Here is a 22641-nt window from a genome sequence, read left to right on the forward strand (position 1 = left end):
GGTTCCCGCCGCAGATGGCACGACTGACTTCTCGGTCCTACAGAACGAACTGAAAGGCAGGTCGACCAGCATTGTACTGGTCGCCTTCGATCTTCTGTACCTGAACGGCCGCGACCTCCGGAAGCTGCCGCTTTTCCAGCGCAAGACCGAACTCAAGAAGATCATCGACGGCACCGAGATCCAATTCAGCGAAAGCTTCGAGATTGAAGGCCGCGAGATGTTCGAGCACGCCTGCAAGATCGGACTGGAAGGCGTTGTCTCGAAGGTACGCGACAGCGCGTACGCCAGCGGCCGCAGCAACAACTGGGTCAAGAAAACCTGCGCGCAGCGGGAGACCCTGGCGATCGCCGGTTTCGCGCTCGACGAAGGCAAGTGGGACGGCATCTATCTCGGTCGGCGCAAGGGGGACGACCTGGTCTACGCCGGCAAGGTCGACCACGGCTTCGATAAGGTCTCCGCAGCCGACCTGCAAAGGCGACTGAAGCCGCTAATCCGGAAGACGCAGCCGTACGCGAAGCGGATCGCCCACAAGGGCATCTGGGTGGAGCCGAAGCTGCTCGCGGAGGTCGAGTACCGCGCGAAGTCCGCCGAGGGGAAGGTCCGGCACCCTTTCTTCAAGGGACTGCGGGAAGACATGCAGTAGCATCCTTCGGGCTTTCGCTGCGGCGAATCCTCATGGATAGCTTTCGCCGTGCGAATGGTGGAGCCGCCGAACCTGCCAAGCCTCGGCGTCCTCGCGCAAACGTGTATCGAAGTTCCGGACAGGATCGCGAAAATGATCATGCCTACTTGAGCGCGAACGAAGAAACGATGCATGTGCGATGATCCTTCGAGGTGCGCCGATCGCTTGCAACGAGGACGCGCGGCCTTCGATCAGCCCCGCGCCGAGTCCAGCGATCGTACTGGCCGAAGACATGCTCGCTCTATCACGTTATCGATAGCGCCCGCGCTTCACGCAGCTTCAAAACGGGCCACGTCGCTTACGGGTTTTTCGACGCACAGGCGACACGCTGTGAACTAGATAGCCCGACGGCTTCTGCCTGTGACCAGCCCGTAAACGAACAGTACGATAATCGCACCGAGGACGGCGCCGACTAGCCCCGCTCCTTCGCCGGGCCGATACCAGCCGAGCGCCTGACCGAGATAGGTGGCCACGAACGCTCCTACGATTCCGAGGATCGTGGTCAGAATGAAACCAGTCGGCTCGTTATCGCCGGGCATGATGAATTTCGCGATGACCCCTGCGATGAAACCAATGATGATCGTCCAGATGATGCCCATGTTTTCCCCCAAGTGCGCGTTGCGTTAGCCAGCCGTCGAAGAAGGAAGCCGTCCGTCGGGCGTGTATTTGTCCACGGCTGTCGGCAGCTCGCGGGACAAGCGGTCGAGTATCTCCTGCTGCGACAGTCCGGTCTGCTGTTCCAGCTTCTGCAGGACATCCGGACCGATCGCCTGCTTAAGTTCGGGCGGCGTGACCTCCCGGTTCGGCCCGTGATCGACCCAGGACTGCGCGGCGTCACCCTGACCGTTCTGTTTGAAGTGCTCGAGAAGTTCGCCGATCCCGCCGTTGAGCAGCGAACCCACGCCACCGCCGCCGACGAGGCCGCCCAAGTTGCCGAGCATGCCGCTTAGCGAGTCCTTGTTGCCTGCCGCCGGCTGCCCGGCGGTCGCGTTGCGAAACATCTCCGTCAGCTTGTCTCGATTCTGGTACCCGGCGATAGCGAGCATGCCCAAGAGGGCAGTCATCGATGGCATGCCGCGGCTCATTTTCCGCTCCTGTATTCGATTGTTGTCGCGTGAAAAAAAAGCGACCCGCCTTGGAGGCGGGTCACCGACTGTGCCTTACCGTACGCCTGCACCGTAGAGTTGGCGCTCGCGGCGGACCTCGTCCGCCCCGTAAGGTTGCGCCGCCGGATCGTAGCTCTTCCAACCCGACTTCTGCCAAGCCGCGCTGCGGTCGCGCAGATTGACGGCGGATTGGTCGAGGATCGCTTCGTACCGCGCACGATCGCCGTCAGGAACGCGGGCCGAAACCATCGTGCCGCCGCGCCTTACGCCTTCGGCATAGAGAGGTGCTTCTTCCTCGGAAACGCCCGCTTGCGTTAGCGCACCGACCACTCCGCCCGTTGCGCCGCCCGCGACCGCGCCCAGCGCCGTCGAGGCGAGCCATCCGGCCGCGACCACCGGGCCCAGGCCCGGTATCGCCAGTAGCCCGAGGCCCGCGAGCAGACCGGCAGCGCCGCCGAGACCCGCGCCGACGCCGGCACCCGTGGCGGCGCCTTCGGCACGGTCGTCGACACCATCGCGGTCGCGGTCAACCTTCTTGTCGCTGCTGTACCAGTTGTCGGAATTGTTCGCGACGATGCTCAAGTCCGAATGCGGCAGACCCGCTGCTTCGAGGTTCGTCACCGCGCGCTGCGCGTCGGAGTAGTTGTCGTAGAGACGTGTAATCGTAACGGTCATTTTGAGTCCTTGTCTGTGTTAGCTGCTGCGCTCGGTTACTTCGCCGCGTTGACGTTGCCCTGGAAGTCAAGGCTAACGTTCGTCGATGTGCCGCCCTTGCTCGCCTTGCCGCGCCACACGCCGTTGTCGTCCTTCTTCAGGCCCGTGACATCGGTGTAACCCGCCTGCTCGATCTTCGATTTGGCCTGGCCCTCGGTGAAGCTGTTGGCCCCCGAAACCGGTTTGTCGGAATTGTTCTGGCCGGAACTGTTGACCGCGTTGTTGTTCGGGCGGTCGGTCGCCGGCGGATTTTGCGCGAACGACGGACCCGTCAGAAGCGAAGCGGCCGTCAGCAGCAGAAGAAGTTTCTTGTTCATGTCGTCCTCCAGTATTGGCCCGGCACAACAGGTGCTGCGCCCAGAGGTTCCAAGTTTTCTCGGTTCGGATTGACGCAGCCCTCAGCCCGGGATGCCGGCGCCGCGAAGCCGCCGCCGCTCCGGCATCGGAGAATGAGATCCATGGCTGCTGATCGAACCATGAGGGGTAGCCGGCGTTTGCTGACATCATGTCAGACGCATTCGACTACTTCCGCGCCTGCGCCGTCCGAGCTCTTTGCAAGGCGCGATCGATGCCGCGGGGCCGGATGAAGCATCTGCAGCTGGTGGCCGGTCGGATCTACAATCTCCTCAAAAAAGAAGCTGTTTACGGCCCCAATATCCAGCAACTAGACGACTTTCGCGCAGCTCAGAAGCTCGAGAGCTCACTCGATCGCCGGTCGAGTGACCGGTCCGGCGGTCGCCTTGCTCCGTCGGCCCCGCAAAGCGCGGACCGGGAGGCTCGCTGAATGCCTTCGCTCGGCGCTCGCGGTGTGGCAAGTCTCCTGCGAGAGTACGCACAGCGCACAGCCTTGCGGGGCGGCAATCCCTACCGGGCGAAAGCCTACTCTCGGGCCGCCGACAGCCTGGCGGCCCTTGCCGTCCCTCTGGACGTGCTCATCGCCGAAGACCGGCTGACGGAGATCCCCGAGGTGGGTGATGCGATCGCTGACATCATCACCAAGCTCCACAAGACTGGCAGCCATCCGAGCCTCGAAAAGCTGCGGAAGGAGATCCCCGAGAGCGTGCTTGAGATGCTCGCTGTGCCCGGCCTTCGTCCGGAGAAGCTGCTGCGCCTGTATAAGGATCTCGGCATCGCCTCCCTCGCCGAACTGGAGGCCGCCGCCAAGGACAACCGCATCAAGAAGGTGAAAGGACTGGGCGCCGCGCTGCAGACCAAGATCCTCCAGAACCTGGCCATCGCGAAGAGCGGAGAAGGCCGCCTCCATCTGCATCGTGCCGCCGCCCTGCTCGCGCACGCGAAGGACTCGATCCGGAAGGCTCGCCCCGAACTCAAGCGCGTGACGATCGCCGGCGATTTCCGTCGAGGCTGCGAACTCGTCGGTGATCTCGCCATCGTTGCGGAGGCTCCGGAGGCCGCCAAGGCACCGAAGCCGTCACCCGCCGAGGGACTGCAGATTCGGCTGACAGATCGCAAACACTTCGGCGCCACGCTTCTGTTCGCGACCGGCTCCGCCGCTCATGTCGAGCAGCTCCGGACGCTGGCCGCCGAGAAAGAGATGCGGTTGGAAGCCGACGGCCTGCACAAGGGGCGGACCCTGATCGCGGGCGACGAGGCCGAGATTTATCGCGCTCTTGGTTTGCCCTTCATCGATCCCGAACTCCGGGAGGGCCGCTGCGAGGTCGAACTGGCCCAGAAGGGTAAGCTGCCGAAGCTCGTCACCGACGAGGACCTCCGCGGAATCCTTCATTGCCACACCGATGGCTCCGACGGAGCGGAGACCCTAGAGACTATGGCGAAGGCGACGCGCCAGCGCGGCTTCGAGTATTTCGGGGTCGCCGACCATTCGAAGTCTGCTCACTATGCCGGTGGTCTCACCGTGGAGGACATTGAGCAGCAGCACCGTGAAGCCGACCGGTTGAACAAACGCTTCCGCAAGGATTTCCGGATCCTGAAAGGCATCGAGTCCGACATTCTGGCGGACGGGTCGCTCGACTACGACGACGAGGTGCTTGGACGTTTCGATTTCGTCGTCGCCAGCATCCACGGCCGTTTCAAGCTGGACCGCAAGGCGCAGACGCAGCGCCTGCTTCGGGCCATTTCCGATCCTCACACGGCCATCATCGGGCACATGACCGGGCGGCAGCTCCAGCGGCGGCCGGGCTATGAGATCGACATCGAGAAGGTGCTTCGGGCCTGTGCGAAGCATGACGTCGCCGTCGAAATCAACGCACATCCCTGGCGGCTCGATCTGGATTGGCGCTGGCACCAGGCGGCGCTTGAGTTCGGCTGCATGTTAAGCATCAATCCGGATGTGCACTCGATTCCAGAGCTCGACCACATGCACTGGGGCGTCGAGATGGCTCGCAAGGGCGGCGTCCCGGCCGACCGGGTCCTGAACGCGATGAAGTTGCCGGAAATCACGCGATATCTCCGCCAGAAGAGGCGCTTGCTCGCCTGCGCCGCCTGATGTCGCCTGTGCACGACGTCTCGCTCGAGGGAAAGGTGATTGCGGTAGCCGCTGATCGCGGCCACCAGTTCAGCAAGCCGCCACGGGATCAGATCGTTTTGGTGGAAGGCAAAGGTGTCGATTGTGATGCCCACGCCGGCCCGTTTGTCCGGCACCGATACCTCGCCCATCGCCAGCCCCGGCTTCCCAATCTACGGCAGGTTCACCTGATCCAATCCGAGCGATTTGCGCACCTCCGAGAAGCTGGCTTCGCGGTCGCAGCCCGACATTTCCGATTTAACGTGTTGAGGCGAGACCATGTACCGCAGATCCCGCGTCGTGTCCGATATCCCCTGCTTGAGACGTTCGACCGTGGCCGCCAATTCCGCCCGGTTACGCTCGGACTCCCGTCGTAGCTCCTCCACCGATCGTGTCATCTCATCCTCTTGTCTTCTTGGATTGTGCTTCGAGGACGAACTCCCCCTCTATTGGATGATTCCTAGTAGCCTTGGAGCGCCTTCCGCCGCATCGCCGCGCGTCGACGCGGCCGGTGCGTTCTCCCGCCGGCCGCCGCAGGACCGACTGCGGGGCGGTCTCGACGGCCGCGCTCGTTCGAAATCTGCTCGTCAGAGAATCCCAAGCCGCAGCGGTCGCTTTCTCGAAGGAGGACAAGCCGCGGGTATCCCCTTGAGTTTGCCGTTAGAGCGTGTCCCAATACTCCCGACCCGACGGAGAATCTTGGTGTGCGGCTCGATTGAAAATGTCCCTTAGAGGCCTGACGCTGGCAGTCCTTCTGACGGGTCTTCTCGAAGGCTCCCACGCATTCGCGCAGGAGGACAAGAAGACCGACGACGACAAGCCCGCCGATCCCGACACCGGCGAGAGCACCGTCGAGGAGAAGACGCTCGGGCTTCTGCCAAACCCACTCCAAAAGTACGGGATCAAGTTCGCCGCGACCTACATCGGTGAGACGCTGGGGAATGTGTCCGGCGGACTGAAGCAGGGAGCGATCTACGAAGGCCGGTTAAACCTTGCGGTCGATATCGACCTGCAGAAGCTCGTCGGCATCGACAAGCTCACCTTCCACGCCAACATGTTCCAGATCCATGGCGACGGGCTGTCTCGAAGCTATCTCGACAATTTCTTCGTCGTCAGCGGCATCGAAGCGTTGCCCTCGACCCGCCTCTACGAGGCCTACTTTGAAAAGCAGTGGGGCGACAAGAAGGTCTCTCTGAAGTTCGGACAGCTCGCCGCCGACAGCGAGTTCTTCAATACGAAATACACCGACGTCTTCACGAACGCGTCGATGGGCTGGCCGGCGATCACGTCGCTCGACCTGCCCAGCGGCGGTCCGTCGCCGCCGTTGGCCGCGATGGGCACCCGACTGCTGGTCAACATCACCGATCAGCTGTCCATGCTTGGAGGCATCTTTGACGGCAATCAGGCGGGCCCTGGATCGGGCGACCCGCAAGAACGCAACCGATATGGCGTCAACTTTCGGATCAACGATCCGCCTCTGCTGCTAGGGCAGATCCAGTACGCTTGGAACAACAAGAAGGGCGATCCCAATCTGACCGGCCAGGTCAAGTTCGGCGGATGGCGTCACTTCGGGCAATTCTCAGATCTTCAACTCGCAAGCAACGGCGTTTCGCTTTCGGCGCCGAGCAGCAGCGGCACCCCACTCATGTTGGGGGGCGACATCGGCGGCTGGGCGGTCTTCGAGCAGCAGCTTTATCGCGTGCCCAAAAGCGATGACCGCGGAATCGGCATCTTCGCTCGCGTCTCCGGAGCTCCTGCCGATCGCAATCTGATCGATCTCTACGCCGACGCGGGGTTCGAATTCATCGGTCTCAGCGACAAACGGCCGGACGACAAGTTTGGGATCGCGGCCGGCTACGCACACGTCTCGAAGCGAGCCCAGGCGCTCGACTTCGACTATCGCGCACTTGCCGGTCCCGCCTGGCCGGTGCGCAGCTTCGAAGGACTCCTCACGGCGGTGTATCAGTATCAGGTGAGGGACGGCTGGACCCTCCAGCCCAATTTCCAATACATCATCCGGCCGGGCGGCGGAGCGACGGACCCGACGGGCCCGATGCCGGGTCGAGCGCTGAAAAACGCGGCGGTCTTCGGCCTGCGCACGACGTTGAAATTCTAGGAAGCTTCAGTTCCGTGAACCGGATGTTCAAGATGAAGAGCTCATCTCGCCTTCTCCTAGACTGCGTCTCATTCCCCCTCCTGCCGGATGGGCAGACAAAAGAACGGCCAGCTTCCGAATGCCGACGGATCGTCCTCCAGACGCCTCGAAATCCGCCGAGATTGATGGCCGATGGCGAAAGCGACGCGTCAGCGTTGTTTCGAGTATTTCGGCGTCGCGGACCTTTCAAGTCGAGCACTGTGTGGCCGGCCTGTCAGCCGAGCGGATCGGCTGTCCAGGTGGCGAGGGCATTGACGAGAAGCGGACCGAGTTTCAAGCCGAACCATGTCCTTCCGGACAGTCAGGCGAAAGCCCGTCCTGCGACGCGAGCCGCTTGAGAAGACTATCGGAAGCGGTCTGACAAGCGCTCGGAACATCGAGCCTGGAACGCACGTTCCTCCCAAATGGAAGCCTTTCTGCACCGCCTCTTCACGGCCAGGTCGGACTTTCCGGTCTGGGCGCGCTACACCTTGACGCTCGGCCTGGTCGGCATCGCGTTCTTCGCCCGGGTGATGCTGGACGATCACCTGCGCTCCTACCCCGTTCTGCTCTTCATCCCGGCCATCTTCCTGTCCTCCGTCCTCTTCGACCGCGGCAGTGGTATCATGGCCACCGCGGCAGCGGCCGCGCTTGCTGCCGCCTACTTCATCCCGGGACCTCCATCATCCGCTGCGATCCCGCTCGTCTTGTTCGTCTTGACCGGCATTTGCATCGCAACCGTCACCGAGCTTCTGCGGCACACTCTGCAGAACCTTGCCGAAGCCAAACGGTATTCGGAAGTTCTGCTGCAGGAGCTCGCGCATAGAACGCGGAACGACCTCGCCACCATAGTCTCCGTCCTTAGACTTCAGGCCCGCTCGGCGACCGACCCTGCGGTCCAGGCGGCGATTACGTCAGCGGTGAGCCGGGTGGACGTGGTCGCCAAGGTCCACGACCGTTTGCGCGATACGGCAGACAGCAGCCGCATCGACCTCGCGCCGTACATCGAAGCCCTATGCGGGAGCCTCGCTGATTTTCATCGCGGGGTGCGCACGATCTCGATCGGTGTCCGCTGCGAGCATATCGAGGTGCGGAGCTCGCAGGCCGCGTCGATCGGGCTGATCGTGAACGAACTGGTGACGAACTGCTTCAAGTACGCCTTCCCCGAGGGTCGCCGCGGCGCGGTGGAGGTAGACGTGCGCGCCAAGGACGACCGCATCCTCGTGACCGTACAGGACAACGGCGTCGGCTGTCCGGTCGAAGTCAAGAGCGGGCTCGGCACGCGGTTGATCAGCCTGCTGGCGTCCCAGATGAAGGGGGCAGTGACGAGAAGGCCTCTTTCGGAAGGCTGCGAGGTGCAGGTTTCACTCGCGCGTGATGCATGAGCGTCGGAGGCGGTGAATTTCCTCGAAGCTGGCTGCAACCGAAGACAGGTTCTGGCGTAGACAGGTCGGAGTTTCGGACCATGGTGTCCTAGTCTACACTGCGGTCATCATGTTGCGTTCGATCCCGATCATTGGCCGGACCAGATGCGGCTGTCCGACCTGGAGTCTGAATATGTGTGTCAGGCTTGCGGTAGTCGCGGCGCCGATATTCTGGCGGGGGGACTTCGAGCGAGGTGACCCGCGCTTTGCGATCATGGGTCATCGAGCGCGACGGACTCCGTGAGAGGGCGACAACTGAGGCCGTCTTACTTTGGCTTGTCGGCCTTGATGTGCAAGACGTACAGCGTGTTTTGAGATTCGTCCGTGACTTCCATCCGCCATCTGTGGTCCGGCGTTAGCCTCTCGTCGAGGCCTTGGAGTATCTGGCCAGCCGTCAGTGTGGCCTCATGCCAAGCGGCGTGCTTGTCCGGCAATCCCTCCCCTTCAAGGTCAGGTTCGTAGCGTTTGTGGGTCACGTGGAAGAAATAGCGCGGCATACGCCAGTAATGCTGACAAGCGAGTGCACGTTCCAGACTGGGCGACGGCTCAAGATCAACCCGGACCACTACGCTCGCAGACAAGAGGCGCCAAACCGGGCAGCCTTACTCTTTGTCCTCAGTCCAAGAGCGCTCGCCACACCGGCACTCGAACATGCGCACGGTCAGGCCGCGCACTGGGTCCATCATCGTATGAGCTAGTCGGGGCTGCGCGCCGCATTTGCAGCGCTGCTCTTCCCGCGTCTTCGGTCCAGAGAATTTGTCGCCACTGAAAAAGTGCACGGGAATCACCCTGCCAAAGGCGACTCAATAAGTCCAAAGTGGACAATTGTTCCTAGAGCCCGATCTTAGTCTACTGCTCGGGAGGGCTAGGCTCCGGCAAGCCGAGCATCTTGGCTCGCTTCGCGGCCATCTTACGATAAGCCTTCGCTTGGCTCGCCATCGCCGCTTTCAACTTAGAGTCCGATTCTTCGGCCGCCATCCGTTCGAACTGGAGGGCGTGTTCGAGATACTCGCCGAGCAGCTTCACGTCCCCCCTTCAGGACAGCCAGCATTGATTAGTGGAGATTCATTCGGGCGGCAGTAGGCCGGGCGAACGAAGCCAATCACTCAGATGCGCGCCGGTCTGCGCAATCCTGGCTCGTTTCAGCAAGGCCTCGCGCTCGGCTCCAGCGGGTAACTGGCTGGCCTGTTCTTTTAGCTTTGCCGCCTGTTCTGCCATTCGTTCTTCGAGGGAGCGGGTCTGTACGACCCTACGACGATGCTGCGTCATGGTGCCTTCCCAAGAAATGATTTCAAACGACTCCAAAACGGAGATGGCCGGCTTCGGTTCCGTGAATGAACTAGGCCTTTAGTAAAATCGGGAAGCTTAGCGCACGTGCCCCGGGCAGTTTCAGGAGCAAAGGCTGCCGGACAAGCTTGGGACTTTCGCTGGCTTGCCGCCGAGCTGGCGGAGCACCCCAAACGCCCTGTGAGGTCGGGGCCGCGTCTTCGCAAGCATACTCGCGAACTTGATCAACCTTGATGACCAGCAGGATGTTCTCCGTCGATCAGGCTCGAGCTTCTTGATTCAGGCCGGCTCTTCTCGGCCGTCAGTCGCCCGAGAAAAGCCAGGTACGAACTGGGTTATCCGTGTCAGCCGGAAAGCGGGCGTCAGCACGCTTTTGCGCGGACGCGCTCGCGTGACGCGCGGCGGCGCTGGATCGGGCTTCGGCCGGACCATCTGGTGGCCAGAGCAGGGGACGCCGCCGGCGCTGAAGCCGGAGGCCCCACGGCGGGCGCGGCGCTCTCTGTCCGCGCCTCCCGTATCGCCGGGGCGGCGGCTACACTACAACCTACTACACTGTGGCGAATGCCAGATAAAGAGGCCACAGGGCGACTGCCATAATGGCGGCCCATATGAGAGCAGGCAAGAAGCTCGCGGCGGTCCATAGTCCAAGGACGACCAACACTAGTGCCAGGACAATTCTGGCCTTCATGCGGGCCCCCGCCCCCAGAGGGAGCGGCTTTTGTTCGGCGGCGAGGCTGCCGAATGAAGTCTCTTCTGTCCCGTTGGCTGTGGCGGTCATGCGACCTTCCGGCTTTTCTCGGCTGCGCCGCTACGGCCTTGCGGTAGCTGACGTTTGGTCCGCTGACGGACCGGACTGCGGGACCACACGCTTGGAGATACGGACCACATGCACTTTGCCTGTCGTGGTCCCTCGTCTCTGGATCCGTCCGCTACGCCAGCTAGCGACCTCGTTTTCCAAGCGCGATACTTCGTCCTCGACTTCGCCGCCTCGTTCGTTGGCCGCGCGCATCTAGTCTTTCCTCCTCTGGCCCTGCACGCCTTAAAACGAGACAAGGCGACGTATGTTCCGTTGCCAGGAACAACCGGCAGGATGCCCTCGTTCTTCCCCGGAGGAGCATTGCATGAGCTTAAGAAAGTCGATCGAAGGACTCGGCCCCTACCCGTCGCTCTTCTTGCTGGCTCTACCGGCGGCTACCGTAGAGCCTCTGAAGCTCGTCGCGGTAGCCGTGGCAGGAGAGGGCCATTGGATTACCGGGACGGCGATGATCGTGGCGTGCTACGCATTTAGCCTTCTGGTTGTCGAACGGCTTTTCGTCATCGTGAAGCCTAAGCTTCTCACGATCCCCTGGTTCGCAAAGATCTGGAAAGCCCTCGTTTTTGTTCGGACGCGCATGATCGGCACATTCCGTGGGAGCCGAACCGAGAATGCGATTCGCGATACGCCGTCAGCTTCGAAATGAGCCGAAAATCAACGCTGCCTAAGCGGCTGCAGCCTATGCTGGCCACGCTGACCGATACTCCCTTCGACGATGCCCATTGGGTGTTTGAGGACAAGTACGACGGCTTCCGGATGGTCTCCGAGATCCGCGGAGGCAGAGTGGCCTTGTACAGCCGCAACGGCAAGATCATCAGTCATTCGTATGTGGAGGTTGCACAGGCCCTGGAAAGCGTGAAGGGCGACGCTGTGATCGATGGCGAGCTCGTCGCCCTCGGCAAGGACGGCGTTTCGCACTTCCAATTGCTGCAGAACGCGTTTAGACACGAAGCCAAGCTCCTTTACTGTGTGTTCGATCTCATGTTCGCCGAGGGCGAAGACCTCCGGAAGCTTCCTCTGCTCGCGCGCAAGGAAAGGCTGAAGGCCATCCTGCCGCGCCACAAGCTGATTGCATTCAGCAAGCACCGTAAAGGCAACGGCACAAAATTCTTTGCAGAAGCCGAGCGAAGACATCTCGAAGGCATCATGGCCAAGCGCGCCGACAGCCCGTACGCGTGGGGACGCCGGACCGCGGACTGGCTGAAGGTGAAGACCGCGCAGCGGCAGGAGGTCGTTATCGCCGGATTCACGGCGCCCAGGCGAACCCGGCCTTTCTTCGGCGCGCTCGTCCTAGCGGTGCGCGAAGATGATGGATGGCAGTACATCGGCCACGTTGGCACCGGCTTCAGCCACCAAGTTCTCGAAGAGCTCCACGGAAAGCTCATGAGGCTCAAGACTTCCAGGTCGCCCTTTCCTGCCAAGGTGAAGGACGAGCGAGTCACGACCTGGGTGCGTCAGACATTGGTCGCGGAAGTGAAGTTCGCGGAGTGGACCAGCAAGGGCGAGCTGCGCCAGCCGGTCTATCTCGGGCTGCGGTCCGACAAAACCGCGAAGGACGTTGTTCGCGAAAAGAACTGGTCGCGAAAATAGCGCCGCCGAGACGAAGCGTACGATGTGTTCAGCCCGCTTCGCGCTCAGCTGCCGAAGGCCATGGCGGGAGGGGCGGCAACCCAAGAGCCTTACGGACTGGTCCGAACGATCGCCGGTGAGCTGCGCATGCGCCAAGCCTTGCGAGCGCCTCATAATGAGCCGGCACCGGGTAGCCCTTGTGATCCGCGAATCCGTAGCCGGGGTGACGCACGTCGAGAGTGCGCATGATTTCGTCGCGCTCGACTTTCGCGAGGATGGATGCGGCGGCGATGCTGGCGGACTTGGCGTCGCCTTTGATGATCGCCTGCTGAGGTATGTCCATTTCCTTCAACCGCTTCGCATCGATCAGCAAGTGCTGCGGCGTCAATCCCAGCCCCCGGACCGCACGCTGCATGGCCTGGATGCCCGCCCAATAGATATTGATCGCGTCGATCTCCTCGACCTCGACGAACGCCACACACCAAGTCTCTGCCTTTTCCTTGATCTCTTTCGCGAGTTCTTCGCGAGCCGCGGCATCGAGCTTTTTCGAATCGTCGATGCCGACTATCCGCGTGCCGGGCTTCAGGATCACGGCACCGGCGGAGACCGGCCCGGCAAGAGGGCTCATTCCGGCCTCGTCCACGCCAGCCACCGCATGATGGCCGCTTAACCAGAGAGAGGTCTCAAAGCGGAGCATCTTGCGGAGGCGCTGCCCTTCGGACCTATTTTCGAAGCGGCGTTTATCGATCGAAGTCAGGATCGCACGGGCTCCGGCGCGGGTGTCGGCCCGCAAGATGTGCTCGACAGTGGCCTCGAGCGGTCTTTTCTCGACGACGTAGCGCTGACGCAATACATCAAGCGAATATTGGGACATAGCGGCCTTCGCAAAGACTGGCTGGGGGGAGCGTCTCGGTGAACTTTGTGGCGATTGTCTGAAATCGCCATCCGCCTCTTCAACTGCGCAACGCCCTCGAAAGGAACCCGGCCAATTCTCATCTAAGATCCGGGATCTTCCGCTACCACCGAATTTAGACATCGGGTCCACGAGCTTACAAGGAACAACAGGTGTCTTCATCCCTTGCTTTAGAGGGAGCGGAGCCTGGATCCCCGGGGTGCTTCCGAGGGACAGGCCCATGCTCCGACAGACCAGCAACGAAGAGATTCTTGACCGCACGGCCGAGGTCACGGCCGCCAGCGCGGAAGAAGGCCTTCGCTACGTCAGCGACTCCGCGCCGGGGTACACGCGCAAGCGGACCGGAACCACGTTTAGCTACTACGACACGGGCGGCAAACGCATCACCGATGCCACGATCATCCAACGCATCAAATCAATCGGCATCCCGCCGGCCTACGAATCCGTCTGGATCTGCCCGTCGCCGAACGGCCACATCCAGGCAACCGGGCTCGATGCGCGGGGCCGCAAGCAATATCGCTACCATCCGAAGTGTCGGGAGATCCGGGACCAGAACAAGTATGAGCATATCATCCAGTTCGCGGCCGCCCTGCCCGCGTTGCGGGAGCGGGTCGCCGCCGACATGAAACGGGACGGACTTCCCCGCGAGAAGGTGCTGGCTACAATCGTTAGCCTTCTGGAGAAGACATTGATCCGGGTCGGCAACGTCGAGTATGCCGAGAAAAACAAGTCCTACGGGCTCACCACCATGCGACGCAAGCACGTCGCGATCGGCCGTGGTATCCTGCGGTTCGAATTCACGGGAAAGTCGGGGAAGCAATGGAAGCTGCGGGTTGAGGACAAGCGCATTGCCTCGATCGTGAAGCGCTGTGCCGATATTCCAGGTCATGAACTCTTCAAGTACCTGGACGATGACGGAGAGCCGCGCACGGTGGATTCGGGCGACGTCAACGCCTACATTAAGGACATCACGGGCGAGGACTTCAGCGCCAAGGATTTCCGGACATGGGCGGGGACGGTTCTGGCGGCGTTGGCGCTGGCCGAATTAAAGAAGTATGACAACCAGGCAGAGGCGAAGCGCAACGTCGTCGCCGCGATTGAGAGCGTCTCGAAGCAGCTCGGCAATACGCCGGCCATCTGCCGCAAGTGCTACGTGCACCCGGAAGTCCTGAACGCCTACATGTCCGGCGACCTGGTGAGGATGATCGAAGCCAAGATCGCGCAGAAGTTCAAGCGCCAGTATGCCAAGCTCACATCCGACGAGATCATGGTGCTGGCATTTCTCCGCAAGCGTCTCGATTCTCTGGAGTCTCGCGCCTAGCCTCGCGACGCGTATCCAGACGCTTGCGCCCTCCTCGACGCTTCCGAGCGGGCCTCAATGGCGGGGCTCTCGTCGGCGGAAGCGGGCCTCCATTCAAGGTGTGGGGTGCTGGGCGTGGCGCGGGTCGGGGGGACGGTGGTGGCCGCGATACCGTGCGGGTTCGGCTCCCGTCCGCCTCCTCTCGGGCCCTACCGGCGCTGTAAGACCCCGGTGCACAACTGGGCCGCCTGATGGCGGAATCGAAAAGCGGGCGGTAGATCGGCTTGGCATGGCCGCGAACAAGGTAACGGCGGTACGCTTGGGGCTGGGGATTCGATCAACGGTCCGGGACTATCAAGCCGTCCAGCTTCGCTGGCGGCTTTTTCTTTGACTAGGAGGCGTTCGCCCTCGCTCGTTCGCGCGCTTCGCGGCGGCGTTCTCGACGCTCGCGCCGCCGCTTCGCACGGTCGGCAGGCTGCCGCAACGGAGGAACCGGCACTTGTTCGCTAACCGGTAGCGCGATCTCGTTGACCGCCGTCCCCCGAATTGGCCCCGGCGCCGGTTGGGCTTCCATGAACGCGAGCACTTCCCGTCCCTTGGAAGTCAGCCTCCACCCGCCGCTGATGCGTTCGACGAGCCCTTGTGACCAGATGTCGAGATCCGGGACCCGCGCCGCGAGGCGCCAGGTCCGATCGGCCCAATCACGCCCGCTCGTCGCCAGGATGGCCATATCCCTCTTGAGGTCTTCCATCACGGCGAATCCGTCCGGATATGCCACCAGGATCTTTAGGACTGTCACCTGGAAGTTCACGCCCCACCCTCTGGATCAGCGCCACAACGTGGGCGCGTGCGAGAGGGCATCGCGACCGACCTGCTTGAGAGCCTCTGGAGAAACCTCGCCCCTGGTCGCGGCCTCCAGGATCTTCGAGGCGACGTGGGTACGCGCTCCGATTTCGCGCTGCGAGATGCTTTCACAGACTTCGTCGAGGACCGCGCGCAATAGCGCGGTGGTGGCAGTATCTAACATGAGATGCCCCCATACGGGAAAATCTCAAGTTAGCGCGGCTTTGTCGCCAATGGGATGCAGGAAAGTTGACTTTCCGAAAAAATATGGAGCCCTTGTGCCTTGGCTTGGCGACCAATGCTGGAGCGAGGAGCGCGCTGGGTGCAACTAGGCTGCCGCCGCGAGCTCTTGGTCAACGCTGACAGCCTTGACCAAGGCGCGCGCCAATGATCTGAGACGCCGACGCAGAGAAGATCGTTTGCGGAACAGATCATGTCGCGGACAAACGCCTGGAGCTTTCCGCCGCATCTTCGATGCGCTGATTGGCTCGAAGGCGCTCCCGACCCAGGGGGCGCCTCGTCGGCCTCACGTACCCTCTCGTCGACCGCGCAACCACCGATTCATAGAGGATGGCTCTTTGCGCGCAGGCTCAGGAAATCAATTTTGCCGCCTTCTCCCGAAGCGTGCTCATACATTCCACATACGGAATGGGGCCTAGCTGATGCGGGCGACGCCCAATCGCGCGAGTTCGTCGTTCGAGGGCACGCCCTCCATGACCATGACGTTGACCGGGATAGGCACATCCGCGGCGATCCGACCGATCTGACCCGGAACAGCCAAACCCGGGATGAAGAAGCCGGACGCGCCGGCCGAGGCGTAGGCCTTTCCCCTTCGCAAGGCAGACCCGCAATCTACAAGAGGATTGGGTTTTCTGGGTGTTGTGGTCTGACGTCCAGCTCGGCACTTGGCCGGGATGTAGTCATGGCACTGGCGAACGGCCGACGAGAACGGTGAGCAAACCGTCGCCCCAGAGGCGCGCGGCTGCTCTCTTGGCATCCTGCAACGTCACCGCATCGACGACGGCGTCGTGTTTTTCGAGATAGTCGATCGGCAGCTTATCAAGCTGATGCTGCAACATCGTTCGCGCAAGCTTCGACGTTGTGCTGAGAGCTAGTATCTGCGAGCCCTTCAGGTAGGACTTTGCATCATCAAGTTCCTGCTGGGTCGGTCCTTTCTCGGCAAGCTGGCGGACCTGCCTCCCGATCTCTTCGACCGTCCCGCCGGCGCGGTCAGACCGCGTGCCGCTATAGCCGACGAACACGGCTGAATGATCCATCCAGACCAGCCGCTCGCTGGCGAAATAGGCCAACCCGCGCTTGTCGCGGACTTCGCGGAAGAGCCGCGAGGTCAAACCGCCGCCGCCAAGGATGTGGTTGACGACACAGGCTGCCATGAAATCCGGTTCGGTGCGCCGGACGCCAGGACCGCCGAATGTCACAAACGTCTGAGGTACATCGAGCGGAATGAAGATGCGCTGTGGCGGCTTTGCTGCGACCACGTCCGCAACCGGCGTCGAATTCGAGCTCGCCGGCAGGCCCCCAAAAGTCATGTCGAGCAATTTGCAGAGGACCTCTGGATCGATGTCGCCGACCACCGCGATCTTGAGTATGTCTTTTGCGATTACGCTTCGGAGATAGCTCCTGAGATCTGCGACGTCGATCTTCGGCACGCTCTCGAGGGTGCCCTCGGCCGGCCGAGCATAAGGATGATCCTTGAAGGCCACCTCGAAGAATTTGCGATTTGCGAGCGACGCCGGATTGGTCGAGTCATGCCGAAGGTTCGCAAGCACGCCCGCACGAATTCGTTCGACATCGGCCGGATCGAAACGTGGTGAGGTTAGCGCCATCCGTAAGAGGTCAAAGGCTTCCTCCTTGCAGTACTTAAGCGTGCGCAAGCTACCGCGGAAGTAGTCGCGATGCGATGCGAAGCTCAACTCAATGGCGCGGCCATCGAGCCGCTCATGAAACGTCTTGGAGTCAAGATCGCCAGAGCCTTCGTCGAGCAGGCTAGCCACCATGTGCCCAACACCGGGTTTCTCGGTGGGATCCTGCGTCGAGCCGCCGCCGAAGGCATATTCCACGGCGATCAGCGGGACAGTCGCATCCTGCGCCAACGTTGCCTTTATACCGCAAGGCGAGACCAGACGTTTAATCTTGGTCGCGCCAAGCGTGCCGGTGGCAGCAAGCAAACTTGGTGATGCGAGCATTGCGATTGAAGCCGACGCCCCAGCGAGAACGTCGCGTCGTGTGCAAGACTGGGCCACTATCGCCCCTCCGCGCGTCTTTGGGTGGGTTCCTTGACGAGATAGCCTGTCACCGAACGCTTTTTGTCGAGCCATTTGCCCGCGGCCGCGAGCACCTGCGCAGCACTGACTTGGCGGATGCCGTCCGGCCAGCCTAGGATCTCGTCGATGGACAGTCCTGCCGTGAGCCGGCTGCCGTACCAGGCCGCAAGCTTTACCTGGTCGTCCTGGGCGTAGATTGCTTGAGCGAGCAGCCGCGTCTTGACCAGCTCGATATCTTCTGTGCGCGCAGGATCCTGCGCAATACCGGCAATTACCCCGTCGATGGCGTTTTCGATCTGCTCGAACTCGATCCCGGGCTCTGGTGTAACAGAAACTGTGAGTAGCGATGAATCTAGCGCGGTTGGCTCGTAGCTCGCCGAGGCACCACTCGCGATCTTCTTGTCGATCACCAGCGCGCGATAGAGATATGAGTTGATGCCACCGCCCATCAATTGCGCGAGCACGTCAAGCACCGGACTCTCGCCTGCGACCGCAGTGCGCGCCGATGGCACCAGATAGTAGCGGTGCAGGACTGGCTGCTCAACGCGGGGATCGGCCAGCGTCACCGTGCGTGGAGCGGCCGGAGTCGGCTCCTGAGGTCGCAAGCGTTCCGCCGGGATCCGTGGTTGAGGGGGGATGCCGCCAAAACTTGTCTGCACCAGCGGGCGGATCGCGCCCGCCTCTACGTCACCGGCGACGATCAGGATCGCGTTGTTTGGTGCATAGAATCGCTTGTAGAAGCCGAGCGCGTCTTCACGGCCAAGCTTTTCGATCTCATGCCGCCAGCCGATAATGAGGCGGCCGTAGGGGTGGTTAAGGTAAAGCGCCGCCAACATCTGCTCGATGAGCCGCGCACCCGGATTGTTGGCGACGCCCATATTCAATTCTTCTAGCACGACGTCGCGCTCGGACAGCACGTCCTGGTCTTTAAGAACAAGATTGGTCATGCGATCAGCTTCAAATTCCAGCATCTTGCCGAGCTGCTCGCGCGGCATTTGCTGAAAATAGCTTGTACAGTCGGTGCCGGTGAAAGCGTTTTGGTAGCCGCCGACGCGCAGCAAGGCCTGGGCAAATTCGCCCGGCGGATGTTTTGATGTGCCCTTGAACATCAGATGTTCGAGGAAATGCGCCAGCCCCGATTTTCCGGATGGCTCGTCCGCGCAGCCGACCTTATACCAGATCGTCTGAGTTACGACGGGCGTCCGATGATCCGGTATCACCACAACCTCGAGCCCATTCTGAAGCGCAAAGCTGTCTGGTCGTTTCCACCTGGCCTGAGCAAGAACACTACCCTCGTGAGCGCCGTATTGGTTAGGAATGGTGCTATCCCTCGTTCTGTCTTCGACTAGTGTAGTCCGTGTCATCGGAAGGCACCTGCAGCGGTCTCCTTCGTTCTGATGGTGATCGAACTCCGAACGCTCATGGTAACGCCTCTCGTTCCTTATATATGCACCGACCGTGGCGGAGCAGAACAAGACTTGGCAGCCGCTCACCATCCGAAATGCAATAGAGCAAAGACTGGGCCATTTGCCATGGGATGCGCCAGGGCGCTCGCCACCTAGATATAAAGCAGAACCAACGCTCATCCTGTCCAAAGGGCCGCTGTCGCCACGTCGTGAACACGACGTGGCGCAAGGAGCCTTACAATTTGGCGAGATCGTAGAGCGACAACTTACTCAGACAGATCGGGCTGAGACTTGATACGACAGCTTGACTTATTGCAGCTTGCCATTCCAAGTTTCGCTGCTGTGCCTTTTCCATATTCTGAAGCGACTACTCTGACCGTTGGTTCGTACCAAAACACGGTAGAGCCAACGAGCGCCAGCTCCTTCTGGCATTCAACGGTGTGGTCGCCCGCTGAAAGCGGCGCCGACGCTCTCAGGGATCGCGCCCAGCTTCGCGTTGAATTGCTTACTTCCGTCAATAGTGCCAGCATCCATCAACGGCCAAGAACTTCTCATTCAATTTAGGGCTCAAGTTTTGCACGCCGGAGGAGACGTAGGCTAGACCGCGCCCAAACGCCCCTTCGATACTTCAAGCCAGTGCTCAAACAGAAAATGATGCGGCTCCGTGATCGTGACGTGAGACAACGACCCGCTTAAAATAGGGGGACTTTTGTTTCGGCGGCCCCACCATGACGCTCGCCGCCATCGATCGCCTCGTTGACCAATTCACCATCGTTGAGGTGGACGTCAAGAGCCATCGCAGGCCCACCACGCCATTCGGTCGAGTGGAAGGACTCGCACGCGCGCGTAAGGCGAACCGGCTCATTCCTGATTCGATTGCAGGTGGTCGAGCGCGGTTATCTGAAACTTCTACGCGGCCTGTGATCGGCCCCAATCCCTCAAAGCCATCGTCCCGATGAGTTAACACGCACCCGCTAGTAGCGCCTGGCTTCGCCTGGTTGCGACGATGGGGGGACACAAACGTACGTCAATTTTCGTCCACCCCCAATGCCTGAACTCTCCGCCACTCTGGCCCCGACATGCCGCGATTTGGCCGCGACGCTTCGAGCAAGACGGAGAACTCCCATGCTCGACGGGCAACTCGCCCCCCTACGTGCGCACCCAGAGGCCGCGCGCCTCCTCGGCATCTCGCCGCGCACGCTGGAGAAATACCGCTGCCATGGCAATGGTCCGACGTTCCGCAAGCTCGGCGGCCGTGTCGTGTACGCCATCGGCGATCTCGAAGCTTGGGCCGATCAGGCGGCCTGCAGCTCAACGTCGGATCCTCGCTACGTCGAGGCCCGAGCCGCCGGCTATCCTCGCCAAGGAAGGGGTCACCATCGATCCGACCGTGAAGGAGCAGGTCTGGGCGGCGTTGACCTCGCTGGCTTCTTCGCCAGTCGAGGAACGCGCGATCACGGGCCTCACGGTTTTGTTGCAATCGACCGCGCTCAAGCAGGCGCTGCAACCTTATTGCGTCGGAGGCTCCTTCGGCCGCCTGCTCGATGCGGAAGCCGAGCAGCTCGGCTTTGCGTCGGTGCAGGTTTTCGAGACCGAGGGGTTGATTGGTGCTGGCGTGGCACCTGCCGTCCTTACCTGCTCTTCCATCGCATCGAGGGATGGCTCGACGGCCGGCCGACCCTCCTCATCATCGACGAGGGCTGGCTCGTCCTGGACGATCCGGCCCTCGCCCAGCAGCTTCGCGAATGGCTGAAGACGTTGAGGAAAAAGGACGCCTCAGTCGTCTTCGCCACCCAATCGCTCTCCGACAGCAGCAACATCGCACCGGCAATCGTCGAGAGCTGCCCGACGCGGATCTTCCTGCCGAACGAGCGCGCGATCGAACCGCAGATCACCGCCATCTACCAGCAGTTCGGTTTGAACGACCGCCAGATCGAGATCATCGCGCGGGCGACGCCGAAGCGAGACTTTTACTGCCAGTCTCGCCGCGGCAACCGGCTCTTTGAGCTGGGCCCGGGCCTGTCGCACTCGCCTTCTGCGCTGCGTCCTCCAATGCCGACCATGCCGCCATCGAGCGGCTGCTTGCCGACCACAGCCGCGACGACTTCACGGCGGCCTGGCTCGCCGATCATGAACTGCTCTCGGCCGACGATCTCACCCCTGACCTGACAAACCTGGAGGTGCAATCATGACGACTCTTGACGTGCGGCGCGCTGGCTTGGCCGCTGCGACGACCTAGGCACCGCTGACAGTCGGAGGCAAGCCGATGCTGATGGATGGCCTGTACAAGGATGCATATGTGAAGCGTAATGCGCAATGGTTGACGTCTCGCGCTGAGCTCATTGTGAAGTTCGTTTCCGATTATCGGATCGGGTGGGCGGAAGAGCGGATTTCAAGTCGTGGCCGTGGACCCAAAAGTCTTGTGGAGGGCGGCAATGTCGCTTGAGGCGCGCATCTCAAGGCTGGAGGATATTAAACGTCTTCGTGAGAGGGTCGTCGAGTTCTTCGAGCATTGTGACACCGGTGGTTCGACCGGCGAGGCTTACAATCCGAAAGCGCTTGCTTCGCTATTCTTCCCTAATGGTTGCTTTGAAAGCGGCGATCTCAGGTGCATTGGAAGGCCTGCAATGGAGGAGCTGTTCGCAGATTTGGCGCAGGCCTTCTGCCTTCACTATGCAGGCAATTATGTATTCGACGTGCGCCCCGGAAGTGATACGGCTTACGGTCACTGGAGCGCATGGGAAACTCCCGTTCTATCAGGCAAGGCCGTTTGGGGCTGTTTCGTTCACCGACACTCTTATCGGAAGCGGGATGGTGAGTGGTATTGGTTAAATTGGGATCAGGCGATCAAGTTCTTTGTTCCTGTATCTGACAGCTGGGAGCAGGCCGATCGCATCGTGGAGCAGCGCCTCTCACACGGAGCCTAGTTGTCGGCCGACAGCTACGGGTTGGGTTGGTAATTGCTGCCGCTTAGTTGGGAGCTGAACTGGTTCGTTGTGGTTTGACGAAATCGTTTCTCATTGAACCTGCCGCGGCTACATCAACTTTGCCTGCAAAGTGTCTTCCCCGCAGGGAGCTGAATTGGCCGCCTTCTGTAACGTCCATCAGGACAGCGGTCGCGGGCGGGGCGCCATTTCCGAATCGAGGATCAGTCGCCCGTCGATTCGGCTATCAACCGCTTCACATATTCTGAAGCTTCCTCCATATGCGCTTTCATGAGCGCGCGCACGCGCTCGCTGTCGCGCGCGCGGGCGGCCTTGGCGATCTCCGCGTGAATCTTGACGTTGGCGCATCCGAATCTTGTGTGCTCTTCAGGGGGCGTCTGGGTGCTGAAGACAACCAGCCGACGAAGCATCTCGTTGATCAGGTCGCATGCGAAGCGCAGAAAAGGATTGGGGTTTGCGGCAGCCTGGATGTCGTGAAAGTCGAGATCCGCCTGGCGTTGACGAACCAGAAGAGACGGCTCCTGCGAGATAGGCTGGCACGTTTCGATGTTGTGCTCCAGCGCGTCGAGCTGCTCGTTCGACAGAAACGGCACCGAGCCGGCAGCCAATTCGGGCTCCAGCAGGCGCCGCGCCGCATAGATGTCCTCCATGCTGACTTCTTTGAAGAACAGGTAGTTCTGCAACAGCTGAAAGGTGCGCTCGAGCGGGACCTCCATGATCGTTGCCCCGCCAGT

Annotated in this window: 23 protein-coding genes and 2 pseudogenes; 10 read left to right on the forward strand and 15 right to left on the reverse strand. The window is 61.3% G+C overall.

Going from position 1 to position 22641, the window contains the following annotated elements; all coding sequences use genetic code 11:
- The coding region (locus A5906_RS00055; RefSeq protein ID WP_245326532.1) for an ATP dependent DNA ligase at positions 1-643 on the forward strand (643 nt) is incomplete at its 5' end.
- Positions 644-1017: 374 nt separating this feature from the next.
- Here the strand turns inward: A5906_RS00055 and A5906_RS00060 are convergent.
- The 4 genes from A5906_RS00060 to A5906_RS00075 form a co-directional block, all read right to left on the reverse strand.
- Complete coding sequence (locus A5906_RS00060; protein WP_080133291.1) at positions 1018-1281, reverse strand: GlsB/YeaQ/YmgE family stress response membrane protein; 264 nt, start codon at positions 1279-1281, stop codon at positions 1018-1020.
- A gap of 24 nt (positions 1282-1305) precedes the next feature.
- A complete protein-coding gene (locus A5906_RS00065; RefSeq protein WP_080133292.1) occupies positions 1306-1767 on the reverse strand; it encodes a YidB family protein in 462 nt (153 codons plus the stop codon).
- A 75-nt stretch (positions 1768-1842) separates the two neighbouring features.
- A complete protein-coding gene (locus A5906_RS00070) occupies positions 1843-2463 on the reverse strand; it encodes a hypothetical protein (protein WP_080133293.1) in 621 nt (206 codons plus the stop codon).
- Between the two features lie 35 nt (positions 2464-2498).
- Positions 2499-2819, reverse strand: coding sequence for a PepSY domain-containing protein (locus A5906_RS00075; RefSeq protein WP_075968319.1), 321 nt, complete (start codon positions 2817-2819; stop codon positions 2499-2501).
- Between the two features lie 467 nt (positions 2820-3286).
- Between A5906_RS00075 and A5906_RS00085 the strand changes: the two genes are divergently transcribed.
- On the forward strand, positions 3287-4969 hold the full coding sequence (locus tag A5906_RS00085) for a DNA polymerase/3'-5' exonuclease PolX (protein ID WP_080133295.1): 1683 nt from the start codon (positions 3287-3289) through the stop codon (positions 4967-4969).
- Between the two features lie 191 nt (positions 4970-5160).
- Here A5906_RS00085 and A5906_RS00095 read toward each other — a convergent pair whose 3' ends face one another.
- Entirely contained in the window at positions 5161-5385 is a 225-nt protein-coding gene (locus A5906_RS00095) for a DUF3618 domain-containing protein (protein WP_080133296.1), read from the reverse strand.
- A 323-nt stretch (positions 5386-5708) separates the two neighbouring features.
- Between A5906_RS00095 and A5906_RS00100 the strand changes: the two genes are divergently transcribed.
- Both A5906_RS00100 and A5906_RS00105 read left to right on the forward strand, forming a co-directional pair.
- The gene (locus A5906_RS00100) at positions 5709-7103 is read left to right on the forward strand and encodes a carbohydrate porin (protein WP_080133297.1); all 1395 of its coding nucleotides are present in this window, start codon (positions 5709-5711) and stop codon (positions 7101-7103) included.
- A gap of 443 nt (positions 7104-7546) precedes the next feature.
- Positions 7547-8506 (forward strand): sensor histidine kinase, encoded by a 960-nt coding sequence (locus A5906_RS00105; RefSeq protein ID WP_080133298.1) that lies wholly within the window; start codon positions 7547-7549, stop codon positions 8504-8506.
- Positions 8507-8811: 305 nt separating this feature from the next.
- Here A5906_RS00105 and A5906_RS00110 read toward each other — a convergent pair whose 3' ends face one another.
- The 3 genes from A5906_RS00110 to A5906_RS00115 all read right to left on the reverse strand — a co-directional run bounded on the left by A5906_RS00110 (position 8812) and on the right by A5906_RS00115 (position 9814).
- Positions 8812-9042 (reverse strand): DUF6894 family protein, encoded by a 231-nt coding sequence (locus A5906_RS00110; protein WP_080133299.1) that lies wholly within the window; start codon positions 9040-9042, stop codon positions 8812-8814.
- Positions 9043-9394: 352 nt separating this feature from the next.
- Entirely contained in the window at positions 9395-9571 is a 177-nt protein-coding gene (locus tag A5906_RS42810) for a hypothetical protein (RefSeq protein WP_167523452.1), read from the reverse strand.
- Between the two features lie 39 nt (positions 9572-9610).
- Positions 9611-9814 carry a hypothetical protein gene (locus A5906_RS00115; RefSeq protein WP_080133300.1) on the reverse strand — a complete coding sequence of 68 codons (204 nt, stop codon included), beginning with the start codon at positions 9812-9814 and terminating at the stop codon, positions 9611-9613.
- Between the two features lie 1139 nt (positions 9815-10953).
- Between A5906_RS00115 and A5906_RS00125 the strand changes: the two genes are divergently transcribed.
- Both A5906_RS00125 and ligD read left to right on the forward strand, forming a co-directional pair.
- Complete coding sequence (locus tag A5906_RS00125) at positions 10954-11292, forward strand: hypothetical protein (protein ID WP_080133301.1); 339 nt, start codon at positions 10954-10956, stop codon at positions 11290-11292.
- Positions 11289-12236 carry a non-homologous end-joining DNA ligase gene (gene ligD / locus A5906_RS00130; protein WP_080133302.1) on the forward strand — a complete coding sequence of 316 codons (948 nt, stop codon included), beginning with the start codon at positions 11289-11291 and terminating at the stop codon, positions 12234-12236. Before A5906_RS00125 ends, ligD begins: the two co-directional genes overlap by 4 nt.
- A gap of 28 nt (positions 12237-12264) precedes the next feature.
- Here the strand turns inward: ligD and rnhB are convergent, their stop codons facing one another.
- A complete protein-coding gene (gene rnhB, locus A5906_RS00135; RefSeq protein WP_080133303.1) occupies positions 12265-13089 on the reverse strand; it encodes a ribonuclease HII in 825 nt (274 codons plus the stop codon).
- A gap of 259 nt (positions 13090-13348) precedes the next feature.
- On the opposite strand from rnhB, the gene A5906_RS00140 reads away from it, so the two are divergent.
- Positions 13349-14449: a DNA topoisomerase IB gene (locus tag A5906_RS00140; RefSeq protein ID WP_080133304.1), complete on the forward strand. Its 1101-nt coding sequence runs from the start codon at positions 13349-13351 to the stop codon at positions 14447-14449.
- Between the two features lie 370 nt (positions 14450-14819).
- On the opposite strand, the gene A5906_RS00145 is transcribed toward A5906_RS00140, so the two are convergent.
- The 5 genes from A5906_RS00145 to A5906_RS00165 all read right to left on the reverse strand — a co-directional run bounded on the left by A5906_RS00145 (position 14820) and on the right by A5906_RS00165 (position 18875).
- The gene (locus A5906_RS00145; protein ID WP_080133305.1) at positions 14820-15239 is read right to left on the reverse strand and encodes a hypothetical protein; all 420 of its coding nucleotides are present in this window, start codon (positions 15237-15239) and stop codon (positions 14820-14822) included.
- A 15-nt stretch (positions 15240-15254) separates the two neighbouring features.
- On the reverse strand, positions 15255-15455 hold the full coding sequence (locus A5906_RS00150; protein WP_080133306.1) for a hypothetical protein: 201 nt from the start codon (positions 15453-15455) through the stop codon (positions 15255-15257).
- A gap of 471 nt (positions 15456-15926) precedes the next feature.
- On the reverse strand, positions 15927-16109 hold the full coding sequence (locus A5906_RS42390) for an isocitrate lyase/phosphoenolpyruvate mutase family protein (protein ID WP_161495350.1): 183 nt from the start codon (positions 16107-16109) through the stop codon (positions 15927-15929).
- An 82-nt stretch (positions 16110-16191) separates the two neighbouring features.
- Entirely contained in the window at positions 16192-17478 is a 1287-nt protein-coding gene (locus A5906_RS00160) for a M16 family metallopeptidase (protein ID WP_080133308.1), read from the reverse strand.
- 56 nt (positions 17479-17534) lie between these two features.
- Positions 17535-18875, reverse strand: coding sequence for a M16 family metallopeptidase (locus A5906_RS00165; protein WP_245326580.1), 1341 nt, complete (start codon positions 18873-18875; stop codon positions 17535-17537).
- A gap of 1212 nt (positions 18876-20087) precedes the next feature.
- Between A5906_RS00165 and A5906_RS43580 the strand changes: the two are divergent.
- The 3 genes and pseudogenes from A5906_RS43580 to A5906_RS00175 form a co-directional block, all read left to right on the forward strand.
- Positions 20088-20201 (forward strand): annotated as a pseudogene (locus A5906_RS43580) (DNA-binding protein); the annotation flags it as partial.
- Positions 20202-20313: 112 nt separating this feature from the next.
- Positions 20314-21154: pseudogene (locus A5906_RS00170) on the forward strand (TraG/VirB4 family ATPase); the annotation flags it as partial.
- A 243-nt stretch (positions 21155-21397) separates the two neighbouring features.
- Positions 21398-21889: a nuclear transport factor 2 family protein gene (locus A5906_RS00175; protein ID WP_136614843.1), complete on the forward strand. Its 492-nt coding sequence runs from the start codon at positions 21398-21400 to the stop codon at positions 21887-21889.
- Positions 21890-22110: 221 nt separating this feature from the next.
- Here A5906_RS00175 and A5906_RS00180 read toward each other — a convergent pair whose 3' ends face one another.
- On the reverse strand, positions 22111-22623 hold the full coding sequence (locus A5906_RS00180; RefSeq protein ID WP_201723776.1) for a FadR/GntR family transcriptional regulator: 513 nt from the start codon (positions 22621-22623) through the stop codon (positions 22111-22113).
- Between the last annotated feature and the right edge of the window lie 18 nt (positions 22624-22641).

The sequence above is a fragment of the Bradyrhizobium sacchari genome, assembly GCF_002068095.1.
Lineage (GTDB): Bacteria > Pseudomonadota > Alphaproteobacteria > Rhizobiales > Xanthobacteraceae > Bradyrhizobium > Bradyrhizobium sacchari.

Coding starts and splice junctions, on each gene's coding strand:
- A5906_RS00060 (WP_080133291.1), bottom strand. CDS start 1,281: ATGGGCATCATCTGGACGATCATCATTGGTTTCATCGCAGGGGTCATC.
- A5906_RS00065 (WP_080133292.1), bottom strand. CDS start 1,767: ATGAGCCGCGGCATGCCATCGATGACTGCCCTCTTGGGCATGCTCGCT.
- A5906_RS00070 (WP_080133293.1), bottom strand. CDS start 2,463: ATGACCGTTACGATTACACGTCTCTACGACAACTACTCCGACGCGCAG.
- A5906_RS00075 (WP_075968319.1), bottom strand. CDS start 2,819: ATGAACAAGAAACTTCTTCTGCTGCTGACGGCCGCTTCGCTTCTGACG.
- A5906_RS00085 (WP_080133295.1), top strand. CDS start 3,287: ATGCCTTCGCTCGGCGCTCGCGGTGTGGCAAGTCTCCTGCGAGAGTAC.
- A5906_RS00095 (WP_080133296.1), bottom strand. CDS start 5,385: ATGACACGATCGGTGGAGGAGCTACGACGGGAGTCCGAGCGTAACCGG.
- A5906_RS00100 (WP_080133297.1), top strand. CDS start 5,709: ATGTCCCTTAGAGGCCTGACGCTGGCAGTCCTTCTGACGGGTCTTCTC.
- A5906_RS00105 (WP_080133298.1), top strand. CDS start 7,547: ATGGAAGCCTTTCTGCACCGCCTCTTCACGGCCAGGTCGGACTTTCCG.
- A5906_RS00110 (WP_080133299.1), bottom strand. CDS start 9,042: ATGCCGCGCTATTTCTTCCACGTGACCCACAAACGCTACGAACCTGAC.
- A5906_RS00115 (WP_080133300.1), bottom strand. CDS start 9,814: ATGACGCAGCATCGTCGTAGGGTCGTACAGACCCGCTCCCTCGAAGAA.
- A5906_RS00125 (WP_080133301.1), top strand. CDS start 10,954: ATGAGCTTAAGAAAGTCGATCGAAGGACTCGGCCCCTACCCGTCGCTC.
- ligD (WP_080133302.1), top strand. CDS start 11,289: ATGAGCCGAAAATCAACGCTGCCTAAGCGGCTGCAGCCTATGCTGGCC.
- rnhB (WP_080133303.1), bottom strand. CDS start 13,089: ATGTCCCAATATTCGCTTGATGTATTGCGTCAGCGCTACGTCGTCGAG.
- A5906_RS00140 (WP_080133304.1), top strand. CDS start 13,349: ATGCTCCGACAGACCAGCAACGAAGAGATTCTTGACCGCACGGCCGAG.
- A5906_RS00150 (WP_080133306.1), bottom strand. CDS start 15,455: ATGTTAGATACTGCCACCACCGCGCTATTGCGCGCGGTCCTCGACGAA.
- A5906_RS00160 (WP_080133308.1), bottom strand. CDS start 17,478: ATGCTCGCATCACCAAGTTTGCTTGCTGCCACCGGCACGCTTGGCGCG.
- A5906_RS00175 (WP_136614843.1), top strand. CDS start 21,398: ATGTCGCTTGAGGCGCGCATCTCAAGGCTGGAGGATATTAAACGTCTT.
- A5906_RS00180 (WP_201723776.1), bottom strand. CDS start 22,623: ATGGAGGTCCCGCTCGAGCGCACCTTTCAGCTGTTGCAGAACTACCTG.